Annotated in this window: 21 protein-coding genes; all 21 read left to right on the top strand. The window is 31.3% G+C overall.

What is annotated here, in order from left to right; genetic code table 11:
* The first annotated feature begins 2 nt into the window (after positions 1 to 2).
* The 21 genes from OZP15_RS04745 (at position 3) to OZP15_RS04845 (ending at position 22,056) form a co-directional block, all read left to right on the top strand.
* Positions 3 to 1,304: a lipopolysaccharide biosynthesis protein gene (locus tag OZP15_RS04745; RefSeq protein WP_269227349.1), complete on the top strand. Its 1,302-nt coding sequence runs from the start codon at positions 3 to 5 to the stop codon at positions 1,302 to 1,304.
* Positions 1,305 to 1,311: 7 nt separating this feature from the next.
* Positions 1,312 to 2,106, top strand: coding sequence for a glycosyltransferase family 2 protein (locus OZP15_RS04750; protein ID WP_281337157.1), 795 nt, complete (start codon positions 1,312 to 1,314; stop codon positions 2,104 to 2,106).
* 40 nt (positions 2,107 to 2,146) lie between these two features.
* Positions 2,147 to 3,070: a glycosyltransferase family protein gene (locus tag OZP15_RS04755; RefSeq protein WP_281337158.1), complete on the top strand. Its 924-nt coding sequence runs from the start codon at positions 2,147 to 2,149 to the stop codon at positions 3,068 to 3,070.
* A 9-nt stretch (positions 3,071 to 3,079) separates the two neighbouring features.
* A complete protein-coding gene (locus tag OZP15_RS04760; protein WP_281337159.1) occupies positions 3,080 to 4,078 on the top strand; it encodes an alpha-mannosyltransferase in 999 nt (332 codons plus the stop codon).
* Positions 4,079 to 4,094: 16 nt separating this feature from the next.
* Positions 4,095 to 5,066 (top strand): hypothetical protein, encoded by a 972-nt coding sequence (locus OZP15_RS04765; RefSeq protein ID WP_281337160.1) that lies wholly within the window; start codon positions 4,095 to 4,097, stop codon positions 5,064 to 5,066.
* 223 nt (positions 5,067 to 5,289) lie between these two features.
* Entirely contained in the window at positions 5,290 to 6,267 is a 978-nt protein-coding gene (locus OZP15_RS04770) for an exostosin domain-containing protein (protein ID WP_269227355.1), read from the top strand.
* Positions 6,264 to 7,349: a glycosyltransferase family protein gene (locus OZP15_RS04775; RefSeq protein ID WP_281337161.1), complete on the top strand. Its 1,086-nt coding sequence runs from the start codon at positions 6,264 to 6,266 to the stop codon at positions 7,347 to 7,349. The genes OZP15_RS04770 and OZP15_RS04775 overlap by 4 nt, the downstream gene beginning before the upstream one ends.
* Positions 7,346 to 8,596 carry a glycosyltransferase family 4 protein gene (locus OZP15_RS04780; protein WP_281337162.1) on the top strand — a complete coding sequence of 417 codons (1,251 nt, stop codon included), beginning with the start codon at positions 7,346 to 7,348 and terminating at the stop codon, positions 8,594 to 8,596. The genes OZP15_RS04775 and OZP15_RS04780 overlap by 4 nt, the downstream gene beginning before the upstream one ends.
* 5 nt (positions 8,597 to 8,601) lie before the next feature.
* Positions 8,602 to 9,906 carry a hypothetical protein gene (locus OZP15_RS04785; RefSeq protein WP_281337163.1) on the top strand — a complete coding sequence of 435 codons (1,305 nt, stop codon included), beginning with the start codon at positions 8,602 to 8,604 and terminating at the stop codon, positions 9,904 to 9,906.
* The gene (locus tag OZP15_RS04790; protein ID WP_281337164.1) at positions 9,907 to 11,079 is read left to right on the top strand and encodes a glycosyltransferase family 4 protein; all 1,173 of its coding nucleotides are present in this window, start codon (positions 9,907 to 9,909) and stop codon (positions 11,077 to 11,079) included.
* Positions 11,076 to 12,158 carry a glycosyltransferase gene (locus tag OZP15_RS04795; RefSeq protein ID WP_281337165.1) on the top strand — a complete coding sequence of 361 codons (1,083 nt, stop codon included), beginning with the start codon at positions 11,076 to 11,078 and terminating at the stop codon, positions 12,156 to 12,158. The genes OZP15_RS04790 and OZP15_RS04795 overlap by 4 nt, the downstream gene beginning before the upstream one ends.
* A complete protein-coding gene (locus OZP15_RS04800; RefSeq protein WP_281337166.1) occupies positions 12,155 to 13,267 on the top strand; it encodes a glycosyltransferase family 4 protein in 1,113 nt (370 codons plus the stop codon). Before OZP15_RS04795 ends, OZP15_RS04800 begins: the two co-directional genes overlap by 4 nt.
* 7 nt (positions 13,268 to 13,274) lie before the next feature.
* Complete coding sequence (locus OZP15_RS04805) at positions 13,275 to 13,826, top strand: DapH/DapD/GlmU-related protein (protein WP_269227367.1); 552 nt, start codon at positions 13,275 to 13,277, stop codon at positions 13,824 to 13,826.
* Entirely contained in the window at positions 13,819 to 14,646 is an 828-nt protein-coding gene (locus OZP15_RS04810; protein ID WP_281337167.1) for a glycosyltransferase family 2 protein, read from the top strand. Before OZP15_RS04805 ends, OZP15_RS04810 begins: the two co-directional genes overlap by 8 nt.
* A gap of 1 nt (position 14,647) precedes the next feature.
* Positions 14,648 to 15,589, top strand: a complete 942-nt coding sequence (locus OZP15_RS04815) for a UDP-glucuronic acid decarboxylase family protein (RefSeq protein ID WP_281337168.1) — start codon at positions 14,648 to 14,650, stop codon at positions 15,587 to 15,589.
* 342 nt (positions 15,590 to 15,931) lie between these two features.
* On the top strand, positions 15,932 to 16,681 hold the full coding sequence (locus OZP15_RS04820; RefSeq protein WP_269227371.1) for a glycosyltransferase family 2 protein: 750 nt from the start codon (positions 15,932 to 15,934) through the stop codon (positions 16,679 to 16,681).
* 97 nt (positions 16,682 to 16,778) lie between these two features.
* Positions 16,779 to 17,543: a polysaccharide biosynthesis/export family protein gene (locus OZP15_RS04825; RefSeq protein WP_269227372.1), complete on the top strand. Its 765-nt coding sequence runs from the start codon at positions 16,779 to 16,781 to the stop codon at positions 17,541 to 17,543.
* A 99-nt stretch (positions 17,544 to 17,642) separates the two neighbouring features.
* A complete protein-coding gene (locus OZP15_RS04830; RefSeq protein WP_281337169.1) occupies positions 17,643 to 19,973 on the top strand; it encodes an exopolysaccharide transport family protein in 2,331 nt (776 codons plus the stop codon).
* A gap of 61 nt (positions 19,974 to 20,034) precedes the next feature.
* Positions 20,035 to 20,469, top strand: a complete 435-nt coding sequence (locus tag OZP15_RS04835; RefSeq protein WP_269227374.1) for a VanZ family protein — start codon at positions 20,035 to 20,037, stop codon at positions 20,467 to 20,469.
* 20 nt (positions 20,470 to 20,489) lie between these two features.
* Positions 20,490 to 21,839 (top strand): exopolysaccharide biosynthesis polyprenyl glycosylphosphotransferase, encoded by a 1,350-nt coding sequence (locus OZP15_RS04840; RefSeq protein WP_281337468.1) that lies wholly within the window; start codon positions 20,490 to 20,492, stop codon positions 21,837 to 21,839.
* 22 nt (positions 21,840 to 21,861) lie between these two features.
* Positions 21,862 to 22,056 (top strand): hypothetical protein, encoded by a 195-nt coding sequence (locus OZP15_RS04845; protein ID WP_269227377.1) that lies wholly within the window; start codon positions 21,862 to 21,864, stop codon positions 22,054 to 22,056.
* Positions 22,057 to 22,259: the final 203 nt, after the last annotated feature.

Genomic DNA, 22,259 nt, shown 5'->3' on the forward strand with positions numbered 1-22,259 from the left:
GAATGATTAGAGCTTTAGATAAAATAAAACAACACAAGCATTACGACAAAAGCTTAAACATTCTAAAGTTAATTTCTTTGGTAGGAAGTACAGAGATTTTACTAAAAGGAATTGGATTTATTTCAGGTATTCTGATTGTGAGATTTTTGCCTGTTCAAGAATATGCTTTTTATACACTGGCCAACACTATGTTAGGGACTTTGATTGTTTTAACAGATGGAGGTATATCTAATGGTATCATGTCTTTGAGTGGAAAAGTGTGGCAAGATCCAAAAAAATTAGGTGTTATTCTAGCCACAGGGCTAGACTTAAGAAAGAAATTTGCTTTGGTAACTATGCTAGTAGCTGTTCCAATTATATTTTACTTATTAATGCTGAACAAAGCTAGTTGGTTGACAGCAGTGTTAATATTACTTTCTTTAATTCCTGCGTTTTATGCTGACTTATCCGATTCTTTGCTAGAAATAACTCCAAAATTGCATCAGGATATCGCAAGCCTACAAAAAAATCAATTGACGGTCGGTTTAGGTCGATTAGCACTAACTGTATTTACGATATTCATTTTTCCTTGGACATTTGTTATCCTTCTGGCTTCAGGACTTCCTAGAATATATGGTAATCTAAAATTAAAAAAGATTAATGCAAAATTTGTAGATACCAACCAAAAACCAGACCCATTAATACGAAAAGAGATTTTGAAGGTAGTAGCTCGAATTTTGCCTAATATTATTTTCTTTGCTTTTTCAGGACAAATTGTAATTTGGATTTTATCTGTTTTTGGGAATGCAAATGAGTTGGCTAGTATTGGTGCTTTAGGCAGATTCTCCATACTTATAGGTCTTTTTACTAGTGTTCTAGCGACGCTTTTTATACCTCGTTTCTCAAGATTAGAAGATAATAAATCAAAAATTTGGAAAGTATTTCTAATTTTTCAATTGATACTATTTGTGTTTTCAGGTTTTGTTATGTTGATTGTTTTTCTTTTTCCGACACAAATGCTTTGGATTTTAGGAGCTTCATACAGTGGATTATCCTCGGAGCTTTTTCTGATTTTGTTGTCAAATTGTATTGGTCTTATTACTGCAATGACTGGTAACTTGATTGGGAGCAGAGGACATTTTTTAAACCCAATATTTGTTATTGGAATGAATTTGTGTACTGTAGTTACTGCTTTTTTTATATGGAATTTATCAACATTACAAGGGATATTGTATTATAGTATTTTGTACCAATGTGTTTCTTTAATAGTGAATTACGGTTTTAGTTTTTATAAATTAAGTTTTAATACAAAATCACATATTTAAATACCAAATGAAACTATCCATTATAACCATTAATTATAACGATTTGACAGGTTTAAAAAACACTGTTGAGTCTGTAATAAATCAAAGTTGGAAAGATTATGAACACATTATAATTGACGGAGGTTCTAAAGACGGTAGTTGTGAATACATCAATGACAACGCTCAATATTTTTCTTATTTTGTTAGCGAACCAGATAAGGGGATTTATAATGCAATGAACAAAGGTATTGCAAAAGCTAATGGAGAGTATTTATTAATGTTGAATGCTGGAGACTTACTGTATAATAATCAAGTTTTGAGTAAAATATTTGAAAAAACTAATTACACTCAAGATATTATTTATGGTGATGTAGATAGAGAAAGTAAAGGAGTTGTGTTTACAGAAAGCATTTTTCCAGACAAACTGACTTTTGGGTTTTTAAGATACGGCATGATTAGTCATCAAGCGGCTTTTTTTAAGAGAAAGCTACATGATACTGTTGGATTATATGACGAAACAATAAAATATGGAGCCGATTGGCATTTTATAATTAAATCAGTATGCAAGTATAATGCTACTTACTTGCATCTGAACTTTAAAATGGCAATATGTAGTGCAGATGGATTAACTTGCAATCCATCAGAATTTGATAAAATGTTTGAAGAAAAAACAACAGTTTTAAGGAAGGAATTTCCAGCTTTCGTTGACGATTATTTAGCTTTAGACGAATTAGATAGAAAAAAAATAAGCAACCGTGTCAATTATTTTATAGCTAATTTTAAACAATTTGTTAAAAAAATAATTGGATATAAAAAATCATAATTACTTCAAAACAAAAGAGATTCAATAAAATTTTAATAATATGAAAAAATTACCTGGTCAAGGAGGAATTACAAAAAAGATTGCTACATCAATTGGTAAGTCCAATCGTGAAAAATTTTTAAAACAAGTTGAATCAAATTTGGCTAATTTACTTGTAAAAGTCAATCCAAAAAAAGCTATAGCTATGGAAGTGGCTAGTTTTTCTTCTTGTAATGATTTTGCTGAACAAATGTTGTCAATAGTATCATTTCTCCGATATGTTGGTACACCGGTAAAATGGACTATTTATTCTGATGGATCACACACTCAAAGCCAAAAAGATTGTTTATTAAATAATTTTAATTTTGTGGCTATTTCGAGTATGGATTTTACAGAATTAAACTCCATAGAGCATTTGTGTAAAGAGGAGATAAAACCTTATCATGAGTATATTTTGCATTACGGAAAAAAGCTAGCTCTTGGAAGACGTTTGTATTATTATTTACATCATAAAGTAGAATTACCTACTTTATTTATTGACTCTGATATCTTATTTTATGATAAAGCTAATTCTTTTGATATAATTTTATCCGAAAATCCTAAACCTGATGGATGGTATATGCCCGATGCAATTTGGGGCTGTTTAGATAGTAGGTACAAAGAAAATTATAGCGAGCAATTTTATCAAGTTAATGCTGGCTTTATGTTGTTGAATAAGGATTTTAACATAACAAAAAATGGTTTGGATTTCTTTAAAACTATAGATTACAATTATGAATATTTTAGTGATCAAACTATTTTTCAAATTATATTAAAGGATAATTCTTTTATGCCTTTGACCCCTAAAACTTTTATACTAGATTCTGAAGATCAATTTGATTTTTCGTATCTATACAAGCCAAAACAAATGGCAGTTCGCCATTATACAGGGCCAGTTCGTCATAAAATGTGGCAAAAAAATTACAAATGGCATTTAGGTCTTTAAAAAAATAAAATGAAGAAAGGAATCATTTTAGTGGCTAATTTGAAGAGCCAGTGGTATTGTGAAAATCTAATTTACTCCATTCGTAAGAGTGGATGTCAATTGCCTATTCGCTTAATTCATTTTGGAGGAGAGCCAGTAAATTCTAAAAAAATATTAGATGAAGTAGAGTTTTTAACCGTTGATAATTTTTCAGAAGAAGCTAAAGCATTTATAAATAATTTAAGAAGCGTTTTAACAGATTGTCCAGTAGGCTTTTTGTATCGCTTTTTAGGTTGGTTTTCAGATTGGGATGAATTTATTTATTCAGATAATGATATTGTTGCTTTGATGAATTGGGAACGCTTGTTTGATCATACCCAAAATTACGATTTAATTCATGCTGATGAAGAATATACCACTCAAGGAATCTATAATTATTTGTTACCAGATGAGGTAGAAACTATTTTTGGTAAAGGAAGTTTAAGTACGGCTATGACTGCGGGACATGTGTTGGTCAAAAAAAATCCAAAAATGATAGCCGATATGAATGCAGCCGTAGATTGGTTCAAAAAGAATTCTGATATTCCTAGAAAACACGACCAATCCTTGATGCATATTGCTGCTTTAATAGGAAATTGGAAGTTGCTGAATCTTTGTAAGCCACCTCACAAATGGTTGAGTTCATGGACGGGTGACTATAAAAATAGTTTGGATTTAATTCATGCTATTCAAGGAGATGGTGAGAGGCAAACAGAATCCTTTAAAGCTTGGTTTTCAAGTTTATCTGGAGAAGAAAAAAAGCAGTACGAACAACAATCATCACAAAAAAGTATTAAAGTTTCGATAAGTCATTTGCATTATTCTGGAAGAGGACGTATCGGAGCCGAGGCTATTGATGATTTAATGTATTCAAGTCAAACAAATGAAAGTAGAATGATGCGGTTTTTTAAAGTTCAAATCGCTGATTTACTCTATATAACATACGTAAAAGGACAGATAAAGCGAGTGAAAAGATATTTAAACCGCTAGTCCAAAAATAAAATTTATGAATACAGCAATTTGTACTCTTTTTGAAGGTCATTACCATTATGGTGTGGCTACACTTTCAAACTCACTCTACAATCAGGGGTTTCGAGGCACTGTTTATGTAGGTTATCGAGGAGAATTGCCTAATTGGGCAGCTAAAGGGAAAAAAGAGTCAGTAGGAAAATGGAGCGAAGCAATAGTATTAAGTCCTACAGAAGGCTTACAACTTGTTTTTTTACCTTTAACTACGACTTATAGTTTGACCAATTATAAACCTGATTTCATGTTAGATTTATGGAATGGTCCTGAAAAAAATGCTGATGCATTGTTTTATTTTGATCCCGATATTGTTATCGAAGATTCTTGGATTTGTTTTAAACAGTGGGTTAATTGTGGAGTAGCACTATGTGAAGATGTAAATTCTCCTATACAAGAATTTCATCCCCGCAGAGTAGGATGGAGAAATTATTTTAAAAATTTTAATCTGGATTTAGAATATAAAAATCAAATCTATGTTAACGGAGGTTTCATAGGATTATTAAAAAAAGACATTGCATTTTTGCAATTATGGAAACAAATTCAGGAATACATGGGAGATGCCATTGGAGGTTTAGAGAAATCTATTTTTTCAAATCAAGGATACCATTCAACAATATCAAAAATGGAGGGTTTTACTATTTTTGATAAATCCGATCAAGATGCACTTAACGCAACTATTGAGGTTTACAATGGTGCAATTAGTTATATTGGTAAAGAAGGAATGGGGTTTGTTTCAGGTAAGCCAACAATGAGTCATGCTTTAGGAGCACCAAAACCTTGGAAAACAAATCATTTATTGAGGTCGTTACATGGAAGAGTACCAAGAAATGAGGATGTAGTATATTGGAAAAACACCTTAAGTCCCATTTTGGCACATTCAAAACAAGAAATTTATAAAAAAGAGTTAAGCGTGAAGTTTTCTAAATTAATAGGTAGGTTTTACAAGCTTTAAAGTCAATACGCGTTTAAAATTTGTTTCAATTTAGAAGATATTAATAAGAATTAATTTTAAATTTGTTTTTTTTAAATCATCTTTATAATATTTGGTTTAAGTATGATAATTTTAAATTTATTTTCACAAAATTCAAATAGTATTTTTGAATAATTTGTTAAAATGAAATTATATTTAAGAAAGATTTTGTTGAGTCTTTTATTTGATTAAAAAGAAAGTTTATATGAAAGTTTATATTTTATCAGCTTATGATGAAGACCAGTATAATTTTGCTTTTCAAAATTTAAAAAAATCTAGTTTGTATGATCCTTTTAAAAAATATGTTTTAGAAGAGAATCCAAAAAAAGCTGATATTATAATTTTTGTTGAGCATCATCCTGGTGATGACCCTTATTTTTTTCAAGTAATAAGGCATCCACTCTATAAGCTATATAAGAAAAAATGTTATTTGTATCATGACGATGACAATAATATAACTCTTTTGCCAACGATATCACCTTCTATTTGTAAATCTAATTTTAATAAAAAGATACACCATCCTTATCATTATCTCGAACAAATTTCTTTGAATCCATATATTCAATACCAACCAGAGAATAATGTTGAGAAGAAATATTTATTTTCATTCATGGGAGCTTGTCGTACCTATCCTCCAGTAAGGGATAAGATTGTAGCATTCTATCAAGGTGATAAGAATATTCATGACACAAAAAATACGAATTCATGGGATTTAGATGATGAAGAACGGGATGTTTATTTTAAAAATTATGCAGAAATTTTAGTTCAAAGCAAATTTATATTGTGTCCCCGTGGTATTGGACCTAGCTCTTACAGACTGTTTGAAAGTATGAAACTGGGTATTGCTCCAGTAATAATTTCAGACGAATGGATTCCAATAATAGGAATTGATTGGGACAGTTGTTCGATTAGAATTCCAGAGAAAGACGTTCACCAAATTGAAAATATTTTAAAAAGTAGGGAAAACGAGTATATCGAGTTGGGAGCTAATGCTCGAAAAAATTATGAAAAATTCATGTCATTTGACAATCAATTTCATTTTCTTTCAGATGCAGCTGCTACTTTACATGCCTTTAGGAAGGATGTTTCGATTTTTGATTATTTAGCGGAGTATATTAGGTTTTTTGAGCCTTTTCATTTTCGAAATTTATTAAGGTACTATAAAAACAAGTATGTAAAATGAGAATCCTTTTCATTTGTGGCTCTGCCGAACCAGGCAAAGATGGTGTAGGGGATTACACCAGGCGAATGTGTGGTGGACTCATTCGAAATAATCAGGATGCTCAAATTATATCTTTGTGTGACCACGAAGCTACTTCTTTTACTAAAAGTAGTAATCAAATGGTAGAGCAAACTACCGTAATAGTGCATCGAATTCCTGTTTCAGCCTCAAATAATCAGCGTTTTATTTGGTTACAAGAAGTTGTAAACAATTTTCAACCCGATTGGATTTCTTTGCAATTTGTGCCGTATAGTTTTAACCCGAAAGGATTGCCTTTTTGGTTGCCAACTTTCTTTAAAAAAATCAAAGGAAATCACAAATGGCATATTATGTTTCACGAATTGTGGTTAGGAATTGATAAAGAATCTTCATTCAAACATAAGTGTATCGGTAAATTACAACAAAGGATTGTTAAAAAATTAGTGCATCAAATTCAACCTCGATTCAATACTACACAAAATAAATTATACCAATTTTTTCTTCAATCTCATAAAATCGATGCTGATCTTTTGCCAATTTGCGGTAATATTCCCTTAACAGCAGAAAAAAAAGAGCAGTCAGATTTTATTCAGTTTGTGCTATTTGGAACCATTCATCCTGGTGCTCCTTTTAATGATTTTGTAGAAGATTTAAAGGCTAATTTAACGAAATTTAAAAAACCAATAAAGTTTGTTTTTATAGGTAAAAATGGTGCTGAACTGACTACTTTTACAACAATACTTGATAAGTATAAGATTTCTCACGAAGTTCTAGGAATACAACCTGAAAATGTAATATCTCAAGTGCTTGTCAACAGTGATTTTGGAATTTCTACAACGCCTTATTTTCAGACTGAAAAAAGTGGCGTTTATGCAGCTTACAGAGAACATCAAATAAGAACAATTTGTGTTTCGCGTGATTGGACACCAACAAAAGGGCAGTATGTTATTCCGCAAATTATTAAATATGAAAAAAATAAATTGAATATAATTCCGGTAGAAGTTCAAATACTTGATTTGCATCGATTAGTAACACAATTTATTAATTCTATATCCAAAATATGAAGGTATTAGTATCTCATCCTACTTTAAACGCCAATTCAAAAAACTTGGTAACTGGTTTGTTGAAAAACAATTTGATTTACAAGTTGTTTACAGCAATAGCAATATTCCAAGGACAATTACTATATAAGTTAGCTAGCAATCCGAAATTAAAAGACTTAAAAAGAAGGAGTTTAAGTCAGTCTTGGCAACCTTATACACGGTCAAAATCTTTTTATGAGTTTGGTCGTCTTTTAGCTTCGAAGTTAAAATTAGAGTTTTTATTAACACATGAAAAAGGTTTTTTTTGTATTGACAAAGTATATGAAAATCATGATAAATGGGTGTCTAGAAATTTATCCAAAGCAAAAAAAGAGGGGATTAAAGGAGTTTATGCTTATGAAGATGGGGCATTAACCACTTTTGCTAAAGCCAAGCAAATGGGGCTTTATTGTATATATGATTTACCCATTGGTTATTGGAAAAGTGCTCGTTCGTTAATGCAAAAAGAATTCGAAATCAATCCTGATTGGTCTAGCACACTTACTGGTTTTAGTGACTCATCTGATAAGTTGGATAAAAAAGATCAAGAATTAGCCTTGGCAGATGTTATTTTTGTGGCCAGTAGTTTTACCAAAAAAACATTAGAAGACTATTCAGGAAATTTGCCAGAAATAAAAGTAATTCCGTACGGTTTTCCAGAAGTGAAGCAAAAAAAAGAATACCAATCACTTGTAAATCGTAAACTTAAAGTTTTGTTTATAGGAGGTTTGTCACAACGCAAAGGGCTTTCTTATTTGTTTGAATCAGTAGAAGGAATGCAAGACAAAATAGAGTTAACTATAGTAGGAAATAAAGCTGTACCGAATTGTAAAGTATTGAATTTAGCTTTAGAGCAACATAAATGGATTCCGTCATTATCTCATAACGAAGTTTTGGCTTGTATGCAGGAGCATGATGTTTTTGTTTTTCCGTCTCTTTTTGAAGGATTCGGATTAGTTATTACCGAAGCCATGTCACAAGGAGTACCTGTTATTACAACAGAGCGTACAGCTGGTCCCGATTTGATAAAAAACGGTGAGGATGGATGGATTGTTCCAGCGGGTTCTTCAAAAGCAATAAAAGAAGTTTTTAATGAAATACTGGCAAAACCAGCAATAGTAGAACAATTTGGAATAGCAGCTCAAAATAAAGCAAAAACTCGTCCTTGGTCGGTTTATGGTCAAGAAATGGCAGATGCAATTTCATTGTTAGATTTTACAAACAAATAAGATTAATGACTACAATAGCAGTAAAAGAAGAAGTAATTCCAAATTATAATTCAATAAAAATAGCCATTTGGATGTATTTTTTACTTTGGATTTTTGAAGGCGCTTTGCGTAAATGGATTTTACCTGGTTTAGCGACTCCTTTATTGGTTGTACGTGATCCAATTGCTATTTATATCCTATTGCGTGCATTTTATTTGAATGTGAAATTTGTAAATCCTTATATTGTTTTAAGTTCCATTTTTACATTATTGAGTTTAGCAATTACCATGAGTTTTGGGCATGGGAATTTATTTGTAGGTATTTATGGCGCCAGAATAATGTTATTACACTTTCCATTGATTTTTGTAATTGGTGCGGTTATTACAAAGGAAGATATACTTAAGATAGGGCGTGTGATGTTAGCAGTCAATATTTTGGTAACTTTAATTGTTTATTTTCAATTTATAAGTCCACAAACGGCTCCCATCAACACTGGTATTGGAGGAGAAGGTAGTGCTGGTTTTTCGGGTTCAATGGGTTATTTCCGACCTTCTGGAACATTTTCATTTACAACAGGATTATCGTCTTATTATATTGTGGCATCTGTATTTGTGTTTTATTTTTGGCTGTCTAAAGAGGCTTGTTCCAAGATTTTACTTATTGCAAGTACAATAGCTTTGTTAATAGCTTTGCCGTTAACGGTTAGTAGAACAGCCGTAGCGGGAGTTATATTAGTTGGTTTGTTTGCACTTGTAGGCTCTTCAACTAGTTTTAAATCAATAGTTAGGTTGTTGGTTGCAATTATAGCTATTGTTGTATTATTTATTATTTTGCAGAAAACGACCCCGATTTTTAGTTTAGGAACAGAAGTTTTTATGGATAGAGTAGATACGGCAAATGAACAAGGAGGCGGATTAAAAGGTTCTTTTTTCATGAGAGTTTTTACTGATTTTGCTGGACCTATTGTTAGTTTATTGAATGAACCTTTATTTAAAGGTTATTTAGGAATGGGAACTAATGCAGGATCTCAAATGTTAACAGGAAAAACTAGTTTCTTAATTTCAGAAAGTGAGTTAGGTCGTGTTGGTGGTGAACAAGGACTTATTCTAGGAGGAGGACTTATTGTTTTAAGAATAATTTTTGCATTTGGGCTGTTGTTTAAGTCAATTAAATTACCAAAGGAAGATAAATTATTGCCTTTAATATTTTGTGGAACGGCATTGTATTTAATTATCCAAGGACAATGGGCTCAACCAAGTATGTTAGGTTGCGCAATAGTAGCATCTGGTCTTTTAGTAGCGAGTATAAATATGAATTCGAAAATCGAATAGATGAAAATAGTACTTTTTACTCACCCTTCATTTTTAGCTCATCAAAGCATGCCAAGATTTGCTCAAATGATTATGGCAGGTATGCAAAAAAAAGGGCATGAAATTACTGTGTGGAGTCCTAAAGCTGTTTTTTTTAAATTAGCTTTTAGAAAACCAATTTTAGAAAAATGGTTGGGTTATGTAGATCAATATATAATTTTTCCTATTGCAGTAAAATTTAGATTACTTACCAATGATAAAGCAACATTGTTTGTTTTTACGGATAATGCATTAGGACCTTGGGTGCCTCTAGTTAAGAAAAGATTTCATGTAGTACATTGTCATGATTTTTTGGCTCAACAGTCTGCATTTGGGTTGTTACCTGAAAACAAAACAGGAATAAGTGGAAAATACTATCAAAAATTTATTCGTTGTGGTTATCGTAAGGCTGAAAATTTTATCAGTATTTCTAAAAAAACCCAAACCGATTTACATCATTTTTTGATTAATGCTCCAAAAACATCACAAGTAGTCTATAATGGTTTGAATCAAAATTTCGAACCTGCAGTAGAGACTGTTGTGTTAAGAGAGATATTATCCAAAAAATTTAATGTCGATTTATCCAAAGGATATATTTTGCACGTTGGGGGAAATGCCTTTTATAAAAATAAATTTGGAGTTCTAGAAATTTATGATCAGTGGGCGAAAGAATTTGAAGCAAAAGTTCCATTAATTTTGGTTGGAGAACCTCCTACTGGTGAAATGGTAGTATTTAAAGAAAAGTCAAAAGTTTCAAAGTCAATTTTTTTTATAACAAATATTGGCGATTCGGATTTGAAACAGTTTTATCAAGGAGCCACGGTGATGCTTTTTCCATCGTTGTATGAAGGTTTTGGTTGGCCAATCGTTGAAGCTATGGCTTCTGGAAGTTTGGTTATTACAACAAACGAAGACCCTATGAAAGAAGTAGCGGGAGATGCTGGTTTTTATGTTCCAAAAAAACCAAATAATCATGAAGTAGTATTAAATTGGAAAACTTCAGCTGCCAAAGAATTAGAAAAAGTAATCAATTTGACTCCTGAGGAAAGAGATAATGCTATAAAAAAATCAATTTTACGGTCAAGAAAATTTTCATCACAAGGTTTTGTTGATGCCATAGAAACAATATATTCACAAATTTTACAAAATAAATGAAAGTAATCCATTTTATAGCCAGTGTCGATAAAGGTGGTGGTGGAACTACCGAATACATGCGTTTATTGAGTAAAGCATTAAAAGACGATATTACTCTTATCATTGCTACAGGTGTTTCTGAAGAGCCTATAACGATAGATGGAGTTTCTATAAAATTTTTCAATACTAGTATGTTTCGCTGGTTTTCTATGCTAAATGAGTTTCGCTTTTTTCTTAAAAATGAGAAACCTGATATTGTACATATTAATGGTATTTGGAGTCCTCAAAACTGGGGATTTCAAAAAGTGGCTCAAGAATTAAAGATAAAAGTTGTTTTGTCTCCACATGGAATGTTAGAATCTTGGATTTTGGAACATAATCCTTTGAAGAAAAAAATTGCTCTTTTTTTATTTCAAAATAAAGCAATTCAAACTGTAGATATCCTACACGCAACTGCTCAAATGGAGGAAGATAGTATTCGGAAATTAGGTTATGATAATCCAATTACAATTATTCCCAACGGTATTGATTTAACTGATGTGAAAGAGATTAAAACCTATTATGGAACAAAAAAAATAGTATTTTTATCCCGAATTCATCCCAAAAAGGGAATTGAAATCTTATTAGAAGCTTGGCGGAATTTAGAAACTAAAGGTTGGACTTTGGAAATAGCGGGTAACGGAGATGCAGCCTATATCGAAAATTTGAGTCAAAGTGCTCAAGATCTGAAAAACGTCTTTTTCGTTGGAGCGATGTATGAAGAAGCCAAATGGAATTTTTTGCGATTAGCTGATGTGATGGTTTTGCCAACTCATAGCGAAAATTTTGGTATTGTAGTAGCAGAGTCATTAGCAGTTGGTGTACCTGTAGTAACCACTACGGGAACTCCTTGGCAAGATTTAGAAAGTTATAATTGTGGTTGGTGGATTGATTTGTCTGTAGAAAATTTAAAATTAACTTTGTCAAAAATTTTCAATACCCCCTCAGAAGTTATAGCTAATATGGGTAATAATGGAAAAAACCTTGTTAAAAAAAAATATGACATGCAGGCAATAGGAAAGGATATGGTTGAATTGTATAATACTATTTTAAAGGGATGAAAATAACAATAGTTCAAGGTGCATTTTTTCCCATACCTCCCGTTTTAGGTGGAGCTGTTGAAAAAATGTGGTACGGTTTAGCAAAAGAATTCGTGATTCAAGGGCACGAAGTAAGTTATATATCAAAATCACACAAAGGTTTTTTAGATTTTGAAACTGAAGGAGGCATTAGCCATACGAGAGTCAAAGGTTATGAAGCTCCATCTTCCGGTATTGTCCTTAAGATTTTAGATTTATTTTATACTTTAAGAGCAATACGAAAAATACCGAATGATACAGATATTATCATTTCCAATACTTTTTGGTTGCCGATTCTTTTATCCTCAAAGCAGCAAAAAAAATGTATGCTTGATGTAGCAAGGATGCCTAAAGGACAAATGAAGTTTTATACTAATAATGGTCGTTTGAGAGCTAACTCAACTCCTGTTGCAAAAGCAATAAAAGACGAAATCAATGCAAAATATTTCGATAAAGTGGTGATGATACCGAATACATTACCTTTTAAAAGTAATAGTGCAATAGATTTTTCCGTAAAAGAAAAATTAATATTATACACAGGAAGAATTCATCCTGAAAAGGGATTGGATATTTTGATAAAATCCTTTGAGTTACTAAATAAAAACGATTGGCAATTACAAATTGTTGGTCCCTATTCTACAGCTACAGGAGGTGGAGGAGATGCTTATTTGCAGGAGCTAAAACAATTAGCCAAAAATAGTAATGTAGTATTTATAGAACCTGTTTTTGATATCGATAAATTGAGTGAAATATATTCAAAGGCATCGATATTTGTTTATCCTTCTGTGGCAGAGCAAGGTGAGACATTTGGGGTATCACCGTTAGAAGCCATGAGTTGGGGGTGTGCTACTATTGTATCAAACCTAGAATGCTTTAAAGATTTTCTTATTCATGATAAAAACGGTTTATGTTTCGATCATCGTTCTGAAAATAGGGTCGATATTTTGAGTCAATACCTTAAAGATTTAATTAATAATCCAAAACGATTAGTTGATTTAGCAAAAGCAGGATTAGTGGTTAATGAAACCCATTCTAATGAAAAATTAGCAACTGAATTTTTAAAGGAATTTAAGGCTATGAAAATTAAATAAATAAAAAATGAAACAGCAGTACGAACAAAATTCGCCCTATGATTCACCATGGACTAAATCCCAAAGGATAAAAATGTTCGTCTGGGAATATGTTTGGCTTTTATTTTGTGTTTGGACTCCAAAACCCGCTAATCGGTGGAGGTTGTTTTGGCTAAAATTATTTGGATGTAAAATTTACGGAAAACCTTTTGTACACCAAAGAGCTAGAATTCAAATTCCGTGGAATCTAATTTTGCATGATTATGCCTGTCTTGGGGATAGGGCAAATGCTTATACTTTGGGGGTTATCGAAATATTTGAGCATGCTACTGTTGGGCAAGAAGTGTATCTTTGCACTGGCACACACGCATTCGATCAGCCAGCCATGAACTTAATAACAAGTAAAATTACTATTGAAAGAAATGTGTTTATAGGTGCTAGAGCTTTTATCATGCCAGGAGTAACTATTGCTGAAAATGCTATCGTTGGTGCAGGAAGTTTAGTGACTAAAAATGTAGATAAAAACGCCATAGTAGGAGGGAATCCTGCCAAATTTATAAAATCTAGAAATTTTGAATAAGATACCTGTTACCGTCATTGTTTCAGTTAAAAATGAAGCACTCAATTTACCATCTTGTTTGGAGAAATTAAAGCGATTTGATCAGCTAATAGTAGTAGATTCAGGGAGTACTGATGATACTATTACTATTGCCAAAGAAATGGGAGCTGAAGTACTTCAATTTAACTGGAATGGTAAATTTCCGAAAAAGCGAAATTGGGCACTTCAAAACGCCAACCTTTTACATGAATGGATTTTGTTTTTAGATGCAGATGAATTTGTTACAGATGCTTTTGTAGATGAAGTAGCTATCAAAACTTTGGATCCTAATTATAATGGTTATACCATTCAGTTTGAGAATTATTTTATGGGGAAAAAGCTTCGCTATGGTTATGGTTTCAATAAATCGGCATTGTTTAAGAAATCTAAAGGAGCTTATGAGAAAATAGACGAAGATTTATGGAGTCATTTAGACATGGAAGTACACGAACATCCTATAATAGAAGGTAAAGTAGGTGTTGTCAAGGCAAAAGTTGTCCATAAAGATTTTAAAAATTTAGAACATTATATTGATAAACACAATGCCTATTCTACTTGGGAAGCGCAAAGATATTTACAACTCAAGCAATCAAAAAACGGGCATTTATCTTTGAATCAAAAAATTAAATACGGTCTTCTTAATACAGGCTTGCTTCCTGCAGTTTATTTTATAGGAGCCTATTTTCTAAAATTAGGATTTTTAGACGGGAAGGAAGGATTTTATTTAGCACGTTTCAAATCACATTATTTCTTTCAAATTCAAACTAAAGTAGCATTATTAAAAAAAATAAAAACAAACTAAAATGAAAAAAATATTAGTAACCGGAGGAGCTGGATTTGTAGGTTCTCATTTGTGTAAAAGATTATTGAATGAAGGTAATGATGTAATTTGTCTTGATAATTACTTTACAGGAGCCAAGTCCAATATTATCGAACTATTGGATCATCCTTATTTTGAAATGGTTCGCCATGATATAACAGAGCCTTATTTTGCCGAAGTAGATGAAATCTATAATTTAGCTTGTCCTGCATCGCCAGTGCATTATCAATATAATCCAATAAAAACAATCAAAACTTCTGTAATGGGTGCCATTAATGTTTTGGGATTAGCAAAACGTGTTAAAGCTAAAGTGTTGCAAGCTAGTACAAGTGAGGTTTATGGAGATCCATTGGTTCATCCTCAAAAGGAAAGCTATTGGGGGCATGTGAATCCTATAGGAATTCGTTCTTGTTATGATGAAGGAAAACGTTGTGCCGAGACTTTGTTTATGGACTATCACAATCAAAATGATGTGGCCATAAAAATTATTCGAATTTTCAATACTTATGGGCCAAATATGAATCCTGCCGATGGTAGAGTAGTGTCTAATTTTATTGTACAAGCCCTAGAAGGAAAAGACATCACTATTTTTGGAGATGGATTACAAACTCGTTCGTTTCAGTATGTAGATGATTTGGTAGAAGGGATGATTCGAATGATGGGGTCAGATCCAGCATTTTTAGGACCTGTGAATTTAGGTAATCCAAATGAATTCACCATGCTCGAATTAGCAGAAGCAATTATTGAATTGACAGGGTCAAAATCAAAAATTATTTACATGCCATTGCCACAAGACGATCCAAAACAAAGACAACCTGATATTGCTCTTGCTAAAGAAAAATTACAAGGTTGGGAACCTAAAATACAATTGAAAGAAGGATTGACAACAACTATTAATTATTTTGACAAGCTATTATTGAAGTAATGTGAGTTGAATGATTTTAAAGACCTTATGATTGTCTTTATAAATTAATCTTATTAGAAAGAGTAGAAAATTTTATTTTCTACTCTTTTTTTTGCCCAATAATGACTAAATTCTCCAGGAAAAAGTTCGTTTCAGAGGTTTGTTTATTTAGGTTGTGTTACTTTTTAATTTCTTGATGAGTAAGCTCATATTCATTATTTATAAGTTCAAAAGAGTGTTTTTTTGTGTTTTTAACGACTATTGCGGTGCTTTGTCGAGAACTTTTTTTAGAAGAATTCTTTTGTTCTAGTTTTACCTTGGAAATTAGGAAGAACATTTATTTTACCCTAAAAAATAATTATCATGAGAATTACTATAATCACTGTGTGTTACAATCGAAAAGCAACTATTGGTAAAGCCATTAATAGTGTTTTAGAACAAGATTATGATGATGTAGAATATATTATTGTTGATGGTAATTCTACAGATGGAACAAAAGAAATTATTGAGTCTTATGGAGATAGAATTAGTCGATATATTTCTGAACCTGACAAAGGGATGTATGATGCAATAAATAAAGGATTGAAATTAGCAACAGGAGATGTTATCGGTTTGATGCACTCTGATGATGAGTTTTATGACAAGAAAGCTATAAGTAGAATAGCAGCTCGTTTTAATTATGAGCAAAACATTGATGGTGTTTATGGAGATGGTGTTTATGTTTCAAATGATAATGAAGAGCGCTTGATTCGTAATCGTATAGGCGGAATGTTTAGCCTTAAAAAAGTAAAAGAGGGTTGGTTGCCTCTTCATCCAACGGTTTACATAAAAAAATCAGTTATCGATCAACATGGTTTGTATAATCTTGATTTTAAAATAGCTTCTGATACAGAATTCTTACTTCGTTATTTGTATAAGTATAAAATAAAGATGAGTTACATTGATGCTTATATTGTAAAAATGCGAATGGGAGGAATGAGTACCAGCATCAGACGTGCTTTTGAGGTTTTGTATGAAGATTATAAAATATACAAATTTCATGGTTTAGCCGCATTTGGAGTTGTTTTTCTTAAGAAAACCATCGCTTTAAGGCAATATTTAGTTCAACTATAAAAACTATTTTTTTTGTAAAATTGCTTTTGTTTTTATTGGTAATTTAGCAAGATTATGTTTTGATTAATTAATGTTTTTTGTAAAAATTTCAAACCCCATGAAAAAAATCCTACTACCTACAATTTTATTCTTTGTTTTACTATTACAATCTTGTACTACCAAGAGGCAAATGCTCTATTTGCAGGATATAGATAAGCAATCTAATTCTGTTTTGACTTATTCAACAGCAAAGATTCAAACAAATGATATATTAAAAGTTGATATTAGTGATCTTAATCCTGTAGTAGCAGCACCATTTAACATTGGTTCTTCAACTGGTGAAACATCAGTAGATATGATGAAGTTGTCAGGTTATTTAGTTTCTCCTCAAGGAAATATAACATTGCCTATTTTGAATGAGATTAAAGTAGGAGGGTTGACTCCATCTGATGCTGAAGCAACAATCAAGGCACGCCTAATAAGTGAAGGTTATTTAGTAAGCCCTACGGTACAGGTGCGAGTGCTTAATAATAAATTTACTATTTTAGGTGAGGTGAATGCACCAGGCGTAAAGCCTTTTAGTGAAGAATCTATTAGTTTACTCGATGCAATAGGAATGGCTGGAGACATAACTTATTCGGCAATACGAAAAGATGTAAAATTAATTAGAGAATTGGATGGTAAACGTATTGTGTATCATGTTGACTTAACTAAATCTTCTTGGATGTCTAATCCTGATTTTAGAATTAGACAAAACGATGTTATTATAGTAACGCCTAACAAACTAAAAGTAAATAGTGGCGGGGTAATCAAAGATCCAATCCAATTATTAGGAGTGGTAGCTTCTCTTTTAGCACTCTTTTTGGTAATAAAACAAAATTAAAGCAAATTACATAAAAGCATGATTTAAGTATTTCCAGTATTGGATTAGATTTTTCTTGCTCTAAAAAGTATTACATTTATATCTATCAAATAAAAAAAAATGGATTTTAAAAAAGAATTTTTCAAGTATTTTCAATATTGGCCTTGGTTTTTGGTTAGTTTGATTGTATTTATGGGTACTGCTTTTCTTTACATTAAGTCAGTGCCAAGCACCTACCAAACTTCGGCTTTAATCTTTATTGACAAAGAAAAAGAAGCAGAAACAAAGATTATTACTATTAGTGGTGATCAAAAAAGTGATAAAGATAAGTTAGAAGAAGAAATTAGATTAGCTACATCCAATGATTTTTTATTGAAAGTGGTAAAAAGTTTAAATTTGAATGTAAATTATTTTGAAAAAGTATATAATGTTCAAAGTAAAAACATAGGTGAAGTTCCTTTTCTAGTAACGACAACCGTCTCAAAAGATTTATTACCACAAGTTGCTTACGATATTAAAATTAATAGTCAAGGATTTGTCATTACAGATCCAATTACTGAACAAAGCTATACTGTTAATGGATTTGATGGAAAACAAACAGTAGAAGGATTGCCTTTTACAATTCAATTATCAGCAAAAGCAAAAAACAATCCTTCTGCTTATTTTGAAAATGAATATGTAGTGAAATTGGAACCTAATGATGCTGCTTTAAATAACCTAAAATCATCACTAGAGGTTTTGACAGATGAAAATTCTAAAGGAACAATTGAGTTCAATCATGTTGGTGTTAATCCAGTACAGTCAAGAGAAATACTAAAAGAAATTATTGTCTTGTTGGACAAAAATATTGTTATCAACAAACAAAAACTTTTCACCAATACAGTTTCCTACTTAAATCAAAGAATAAGAAATTTTGGTAAAGAAAAAGACTCTATCGAGAGTGTAAAAGAAAAGTTTTTACAAAATAATGACATATTGGTAATGGACAATTATATTGTCGAAAAAACGGCCGATAGGAGTATGAAAAATGAGAGCAGCATGCTCAATGAAAAACAAATAGCATTAACCAATTTTGCTATAAATGATATACGAAGATCAGGACCTACTAAAACTTTGGGTACTGATTATAAATTAGAAGCCCCTACAGTAAATCAAATGCTGATAAATTATAACGCTAGACTTTTAGAAAGTGAATTGATTTTGCAAAGGGCACAAAAAAACAATCCAACTTACATAAGTTTAATGACTCAACTTCAGGTTCAAAAACAAGAAATTTTGAACACTCTAGAAGGTTATTTGAACTTTTTAAAACAAACCAATAAGGTTAATAAAACAGAACAAAGCATTGCCGATTCAAAAGCGAAAAGTATCCCAACACAGGATAAAATATTAGGAAATATCAATAGTAATCTTGTTACAAAAGAAGGAACTTATGCGGCATTATTGCAAAAAAGAGAAGAAGCAGTTTTAAACGGAGCTATTTTAGAATCGAATTTAAAGACTTTAAACTCACCAGAAACCAATTATTCAGCCATTTTTCCGCAGCCTAAATCATTTATGTTAGGAGCCTTAATGTTTGGATTATTGATACCATTTGGAATTATTTATGTTGGTTTACAGTTAGATTCCAAGTTGCATAATGAAGAGGATATCCACAAAGTAATGCCTAATGTGCCTTTTTTAGGATACATTCCTAAAATTGATACTAACGAAAAGTTAGACAATTCAGCAACTTCTCGTTCTACAATAGCCGAGGCAACTCGAACCTTGTTCTCGAACGTAACCTATTTATTGCCAGGAAGAAAAGAACATAAAGGAAATTTGATAGTATTTACTTCCTCTATTCAAGGAGAAGGGAAATCATTCTGTGCTTTTCACAACGCTGTAACAATTAGTAATCTTAATAAAAAAGTATTATTGATAGGTGTCGATTTAAGAAACCCTCAATTGCATGAGTACTTTGGTTTAGAAAAAAATGTATTAGGACTTACTGATTTCTTGTCTAATAAAAGTGAAGATTGGAAAAGCTTCTTAAGAAAAGATACTAATTTTTCAGAAAATCTAGATATACTATTCGCTGGAGAAATTCCTCCAAATCCAACTCAATTGTTGACAAATTCTAATTTGGAGTCTTTGATTGAAGAGGCAAAAACAATTTATGATTTTATAATTTTGGATACAGCTCCAGTTCAAATGGTATCCGATACACTCAATTTTAGTTATTTGGCTGATGCTACTGTATATGTTATGAAATATGATTTTACAGACAAAAGTACTTTAAGTAGTGTAAATAACTTTATTAAAAAGGAACAATTAAAAAATGTTGGTGTTGTTATTAATGGAGTAGATATGAAAACAGCTTATGGTTATGGCTATGGACCAAACTACAGTTATCAATATCAAGAAGCCAAAGTAAAAAAACCTTGGTATAAAAGGAAATCCAAAGCATAAAAAATTGTGCGCAAATAATTCAGTTGTAACAAACCGATTTATTAAAACTAAATAATATAATATGTCAAAAAAAATAGTACTCTTGCTATTGCTTTTTGTGATTGCTGTTGTTTTTTATTTTTCATGGTTACCAGATTCTACTTTTAAGAATGAAACTTATTTGCCAGTATGGCTTTTAAACTGGAGTAATCATTATTATAATTTACGAACTGCTGTACCTTTTTTGGCTGTAGGTTTTTTATTAGAGGCTTATGCCCAACATAAGCGGTCTAATGACATAGGTTATGATAAAAATTTGAATTTCTTACAAAACATAGGTGTTTCAACATTTATAGTTTGTGTAGCCGAAGGAGGTCAATTTTTAATTCAGAAAAGAAATCAAGACTTGGAAGATGTCTTTTACGGAATTCTAGGAAGTATAATAGGAGTATTAGTATATTTTTTATTTAATAGAGTAAGAAAGAAATGCGAAATCGGCATAAATTTACCTTCATAATTTGCTGTGCCATTGCAGATATGATTGCTATGGTACTAGGAACAGTACTATTCTTAAATTTTGCTACAGAAGAAATAGTAGGTTGGAATACTCTCTTTCTTGACAAAATGATTCCTATAACAATTTTGAGTTGGTTGTTTGCTGTAACCTATTTTAAATTGTACCGAGTTGACGTTCTTTTTAGTCTGGAATATTTTTTTAGTAACAGCTGGCGTGCTTTCTTAACACAAAGAATTCTATGGCATAGTTATATATTTATTTTTCAGGATGATGTGATTTACTTTTTTGGGAGTAAAGCTAATTTGTTTCAATTGAGCTTTTTGCTAGCTTATTTTTTGTTGTCAAGAATTTTGTTTACGATTATTATTGGTAAAATTAAGAATTGGGTTGTCAAACGTTATACAGTAGCAATTTGGGGATTTAATAGAACAAGTATTGAATTAGCAACTCATTTAGAAAGCAACTCATTTTTTATTCATTTTTTGGGAATTCTTAACGAAAATTCAACAGTCAATTACACGAATAATGAAGAGTTTACCGCGGCGCTTACAGAAGCAATTCTGAATGCATCAAATCAAAATGTAAATGAGTTGTATATTGTTTCTAAACCTGATTTTATTTCAGACTTGAATTGTTTCTTTGAACTAGGTGATAAACATTGCATGCGATTGAAATTTGTTCCTGATTTTTCATCCATTTCAAAGAAACATTTTAGTTCCACGCATTTAGATAATTTTCATGTGATTAAACCTCGTTATGAGCCATTGCAAAATGCTTATAATAGGTTAGTTAAGAGGGTTTTTGATATTGTTTTTAGCAGTTTGGTTATTGTTTTCATATTGTCGTGGCTTTATCCTTTGTTGGCATTTATTATCAAGAAGCAAAGTAAAGGACCAGTTTTATTCAAGCAAATGCGAACGGGTAAAAAAAATGAACCTTTTTGGTGTTATAAATTTAGGAGTATGTATGTAAATGTTGGTGATGAAAGCCAACAAGCTAAAAAAGGCGATTCGAGAATTACACCAATAGGAAAATTTCTTCGGTGTTCCAGTTTAGATGAAATGCCTCAATTTTTTAATGTTTTAATTGGTGACATGAGTGTTGTAGGGCCTCGTCCACACATGATTAAACATACATCAGATTATAATGATCATATTAATAATTTTATGGTTCGTCATTTTGTCAAACCAGGAATTACGGGTTTAGCACAAGTATCAGGTCTTCGGGGCGAAACAAAAGAAGTGTCTGATATGGTACGTAGGGTAAATAAAGATATTGAATATGTACAACGTTGGAGTTTAATAAAAGACATTAAAATTTGCTTTTTAACAATTATAGTAACATTAAAGGGTGATAAAAACGCTTTTTAAATTAAAAAAAAAAATAGAAATTATGGATATTAACTACTTTATTGGTTTGCTTACAGGAATTTCTGTAACTACTTTCATCATTGGAAAAGAATTGTATAAATATTATACAAAATACACCATTCAACAAAAACAGTTGAACAGAATTTTGAAATTGAATGATAAAATTCAAAAAAAGCAGTCTATTAAAACTACAAATTTAGCTGCTAGTGTAAGTTAATTTTGGATAGTTATTGCTACAGACGTAGGTAAATTATAATTCAAATTTGAAAACCCAATACAAGACATAGTCTAGTATTGGGTTTTTTTAGTGTACAAAAATAGAGGATATGTCCCAAAACTCTTTTAAAATTGTTGTTGGTCGAAATTGTGAGTATTAGAATTTTAAATACCATAATTTTATATCTAAATAATTAATAATCA

Source organism: Flavobacterium eburneipallidum, from assembly GCF_027111355.2.
GTDB lineage: Bacteria > Bacteroidota > Bacteroidia > Flavobacteriales > Flavobacteriaceae > Flavobacterium > Flavobacterium eburneipallidum.

Bases quoted from the DNA above. Each gene is read 5' to 3' on its own strand.
- OZP15_RS04780 (WP_281337162.1), top strand. From the start codon at position 7,346: ATGAAGGTATTAGTATCTCATCCTACTTTAAACGCCAATTCAAAAAAC.
- OZP15_RS04790 (WP_281337164.1), top strand. From the start codon at position 9,907: ATGAAAATAGTACTTTTTACTCACCCTTCATTTTTAGCTCATCAAAGC.
- OZP15_RS04755 (WP_281337158.1), top strand. From the start codon at position 2,147: ATGAAAAAATTACCTGGTCAAGGAGGAATTACAAAAAAGATTGCTACA.
- OZP15_RS04820 (WP_269227371.1), top strand. From the start codon at position 15,932: ATGAGAATTACTATAATCACTGTGTGTTACAATCGAAAAGCAACTATT.
- OZP15_RS04745 (WP_269227349.1), top strand. From the start codon at position 3: ATGATTAGAGCTTTAGATAAAATAAAACAACACAAGCATTACGACAAA.
- OZP15_RS04830 (WP_281337169.1), top strand. From the start codon at position 17,643: ATGGATTTTAAAAAAGAATTTTTCAAGTATTTTCAATATTGGCCTTGG.
- OZP15_RS04775 (WP_281337161.1), top strand. From the start codon at position 6,264: ATGAGAATCCTTTTCATTTGTGGCTCTGCCGAACCAGGCAAAGATGGT.
- OZP15_RS04760 (WP_281337159.1), top strand. From the start codon at position 3,080: ATGAAGAAAGGAATCATTTTAGTGGCTAATTTGAAGAGCCAGTGGTAT.
- OZP15_RS04805 (WP_269227367.1), top strand. From the start codon at position 13,275: ATGAAACAGCAGTACGAACAAAATTCGCCCTATGATTCACCATGGACT.
- OZP15_RS04845 (WP_269227377.1), top strand. From the start codon at position 21,862: ATGGATATTAACTACTTTATTGGTTTGCTTACAGGAATTTCTGTAACT.
- OZP15_RS04750 (WP_281337157.1), top strand. From the start codon at position 1,312: ATGAAACTATCCATTATAACCATTAATTATAACGATTTGACAGGTTTA.
- OZP15_RS04835 (WP_269227374.1), top strand. From the start codon at position 20,035: ATGTCAAAAAAAATAGTACTCTTGCTATTGCTTTTTGTGATTGCTGTT.
- OZP15_RS04815 (WP_281337168.1), top strand. From the start codon at position 14,648: ATGAAAAAAATATTAGTAACCGGAGGAGCTGGATTTGTAGGTTCTCAT.
- OZP15_RS04770 (WP_269227355.1), top strand. From the start codon at position 5,290: ATGAAAGTTTATATTTTATCAGCTTATGATGAAGACCAGTATAATTTT.
- OZP15_RS04825 (WP_269227372.1), top strand. From the start codon at position 16,779: ATGAAAAAAATCCTACTACCTACAATTTTATTCTTTGTTTTACTATTA.
- OZP15_RS04785 (WP_281337163.1), top strand. From the start codon at position 8,602: ATGACTACAATAGCAGTAAAAGAAGAAGTAATTCCAAATTATAATTCA.
- OZP15_RS04840 (WP_281337468.1), top strand. From the start codon at position 20,490: ATGATTGCTATGGTACTAGGAACAGTACTATTCTTAAATTTTGCTACA.
- OZP15_RS04800 (WP_281337166.1), top strand. From the start codon at position 12,155: ATGAAAATAACAATAGTTCAAGGTGCATTTTTTCCCATACCTCCCGTT.
- OZP15_RS04795 (WP_281337165.1), top strand. From the start codon at position 11,076: ATGAAAGTAATCCATTTTATAGCCAGTGTCGATAAAGGTGGTGGTGGA.
- OZP15_RS04765 (WP_281337160.1), top strand. From the start codon at position 4,095: ATGAATACAGCAATTTGTACTCTTTTTGAAGGTCATTACCATTATGGT.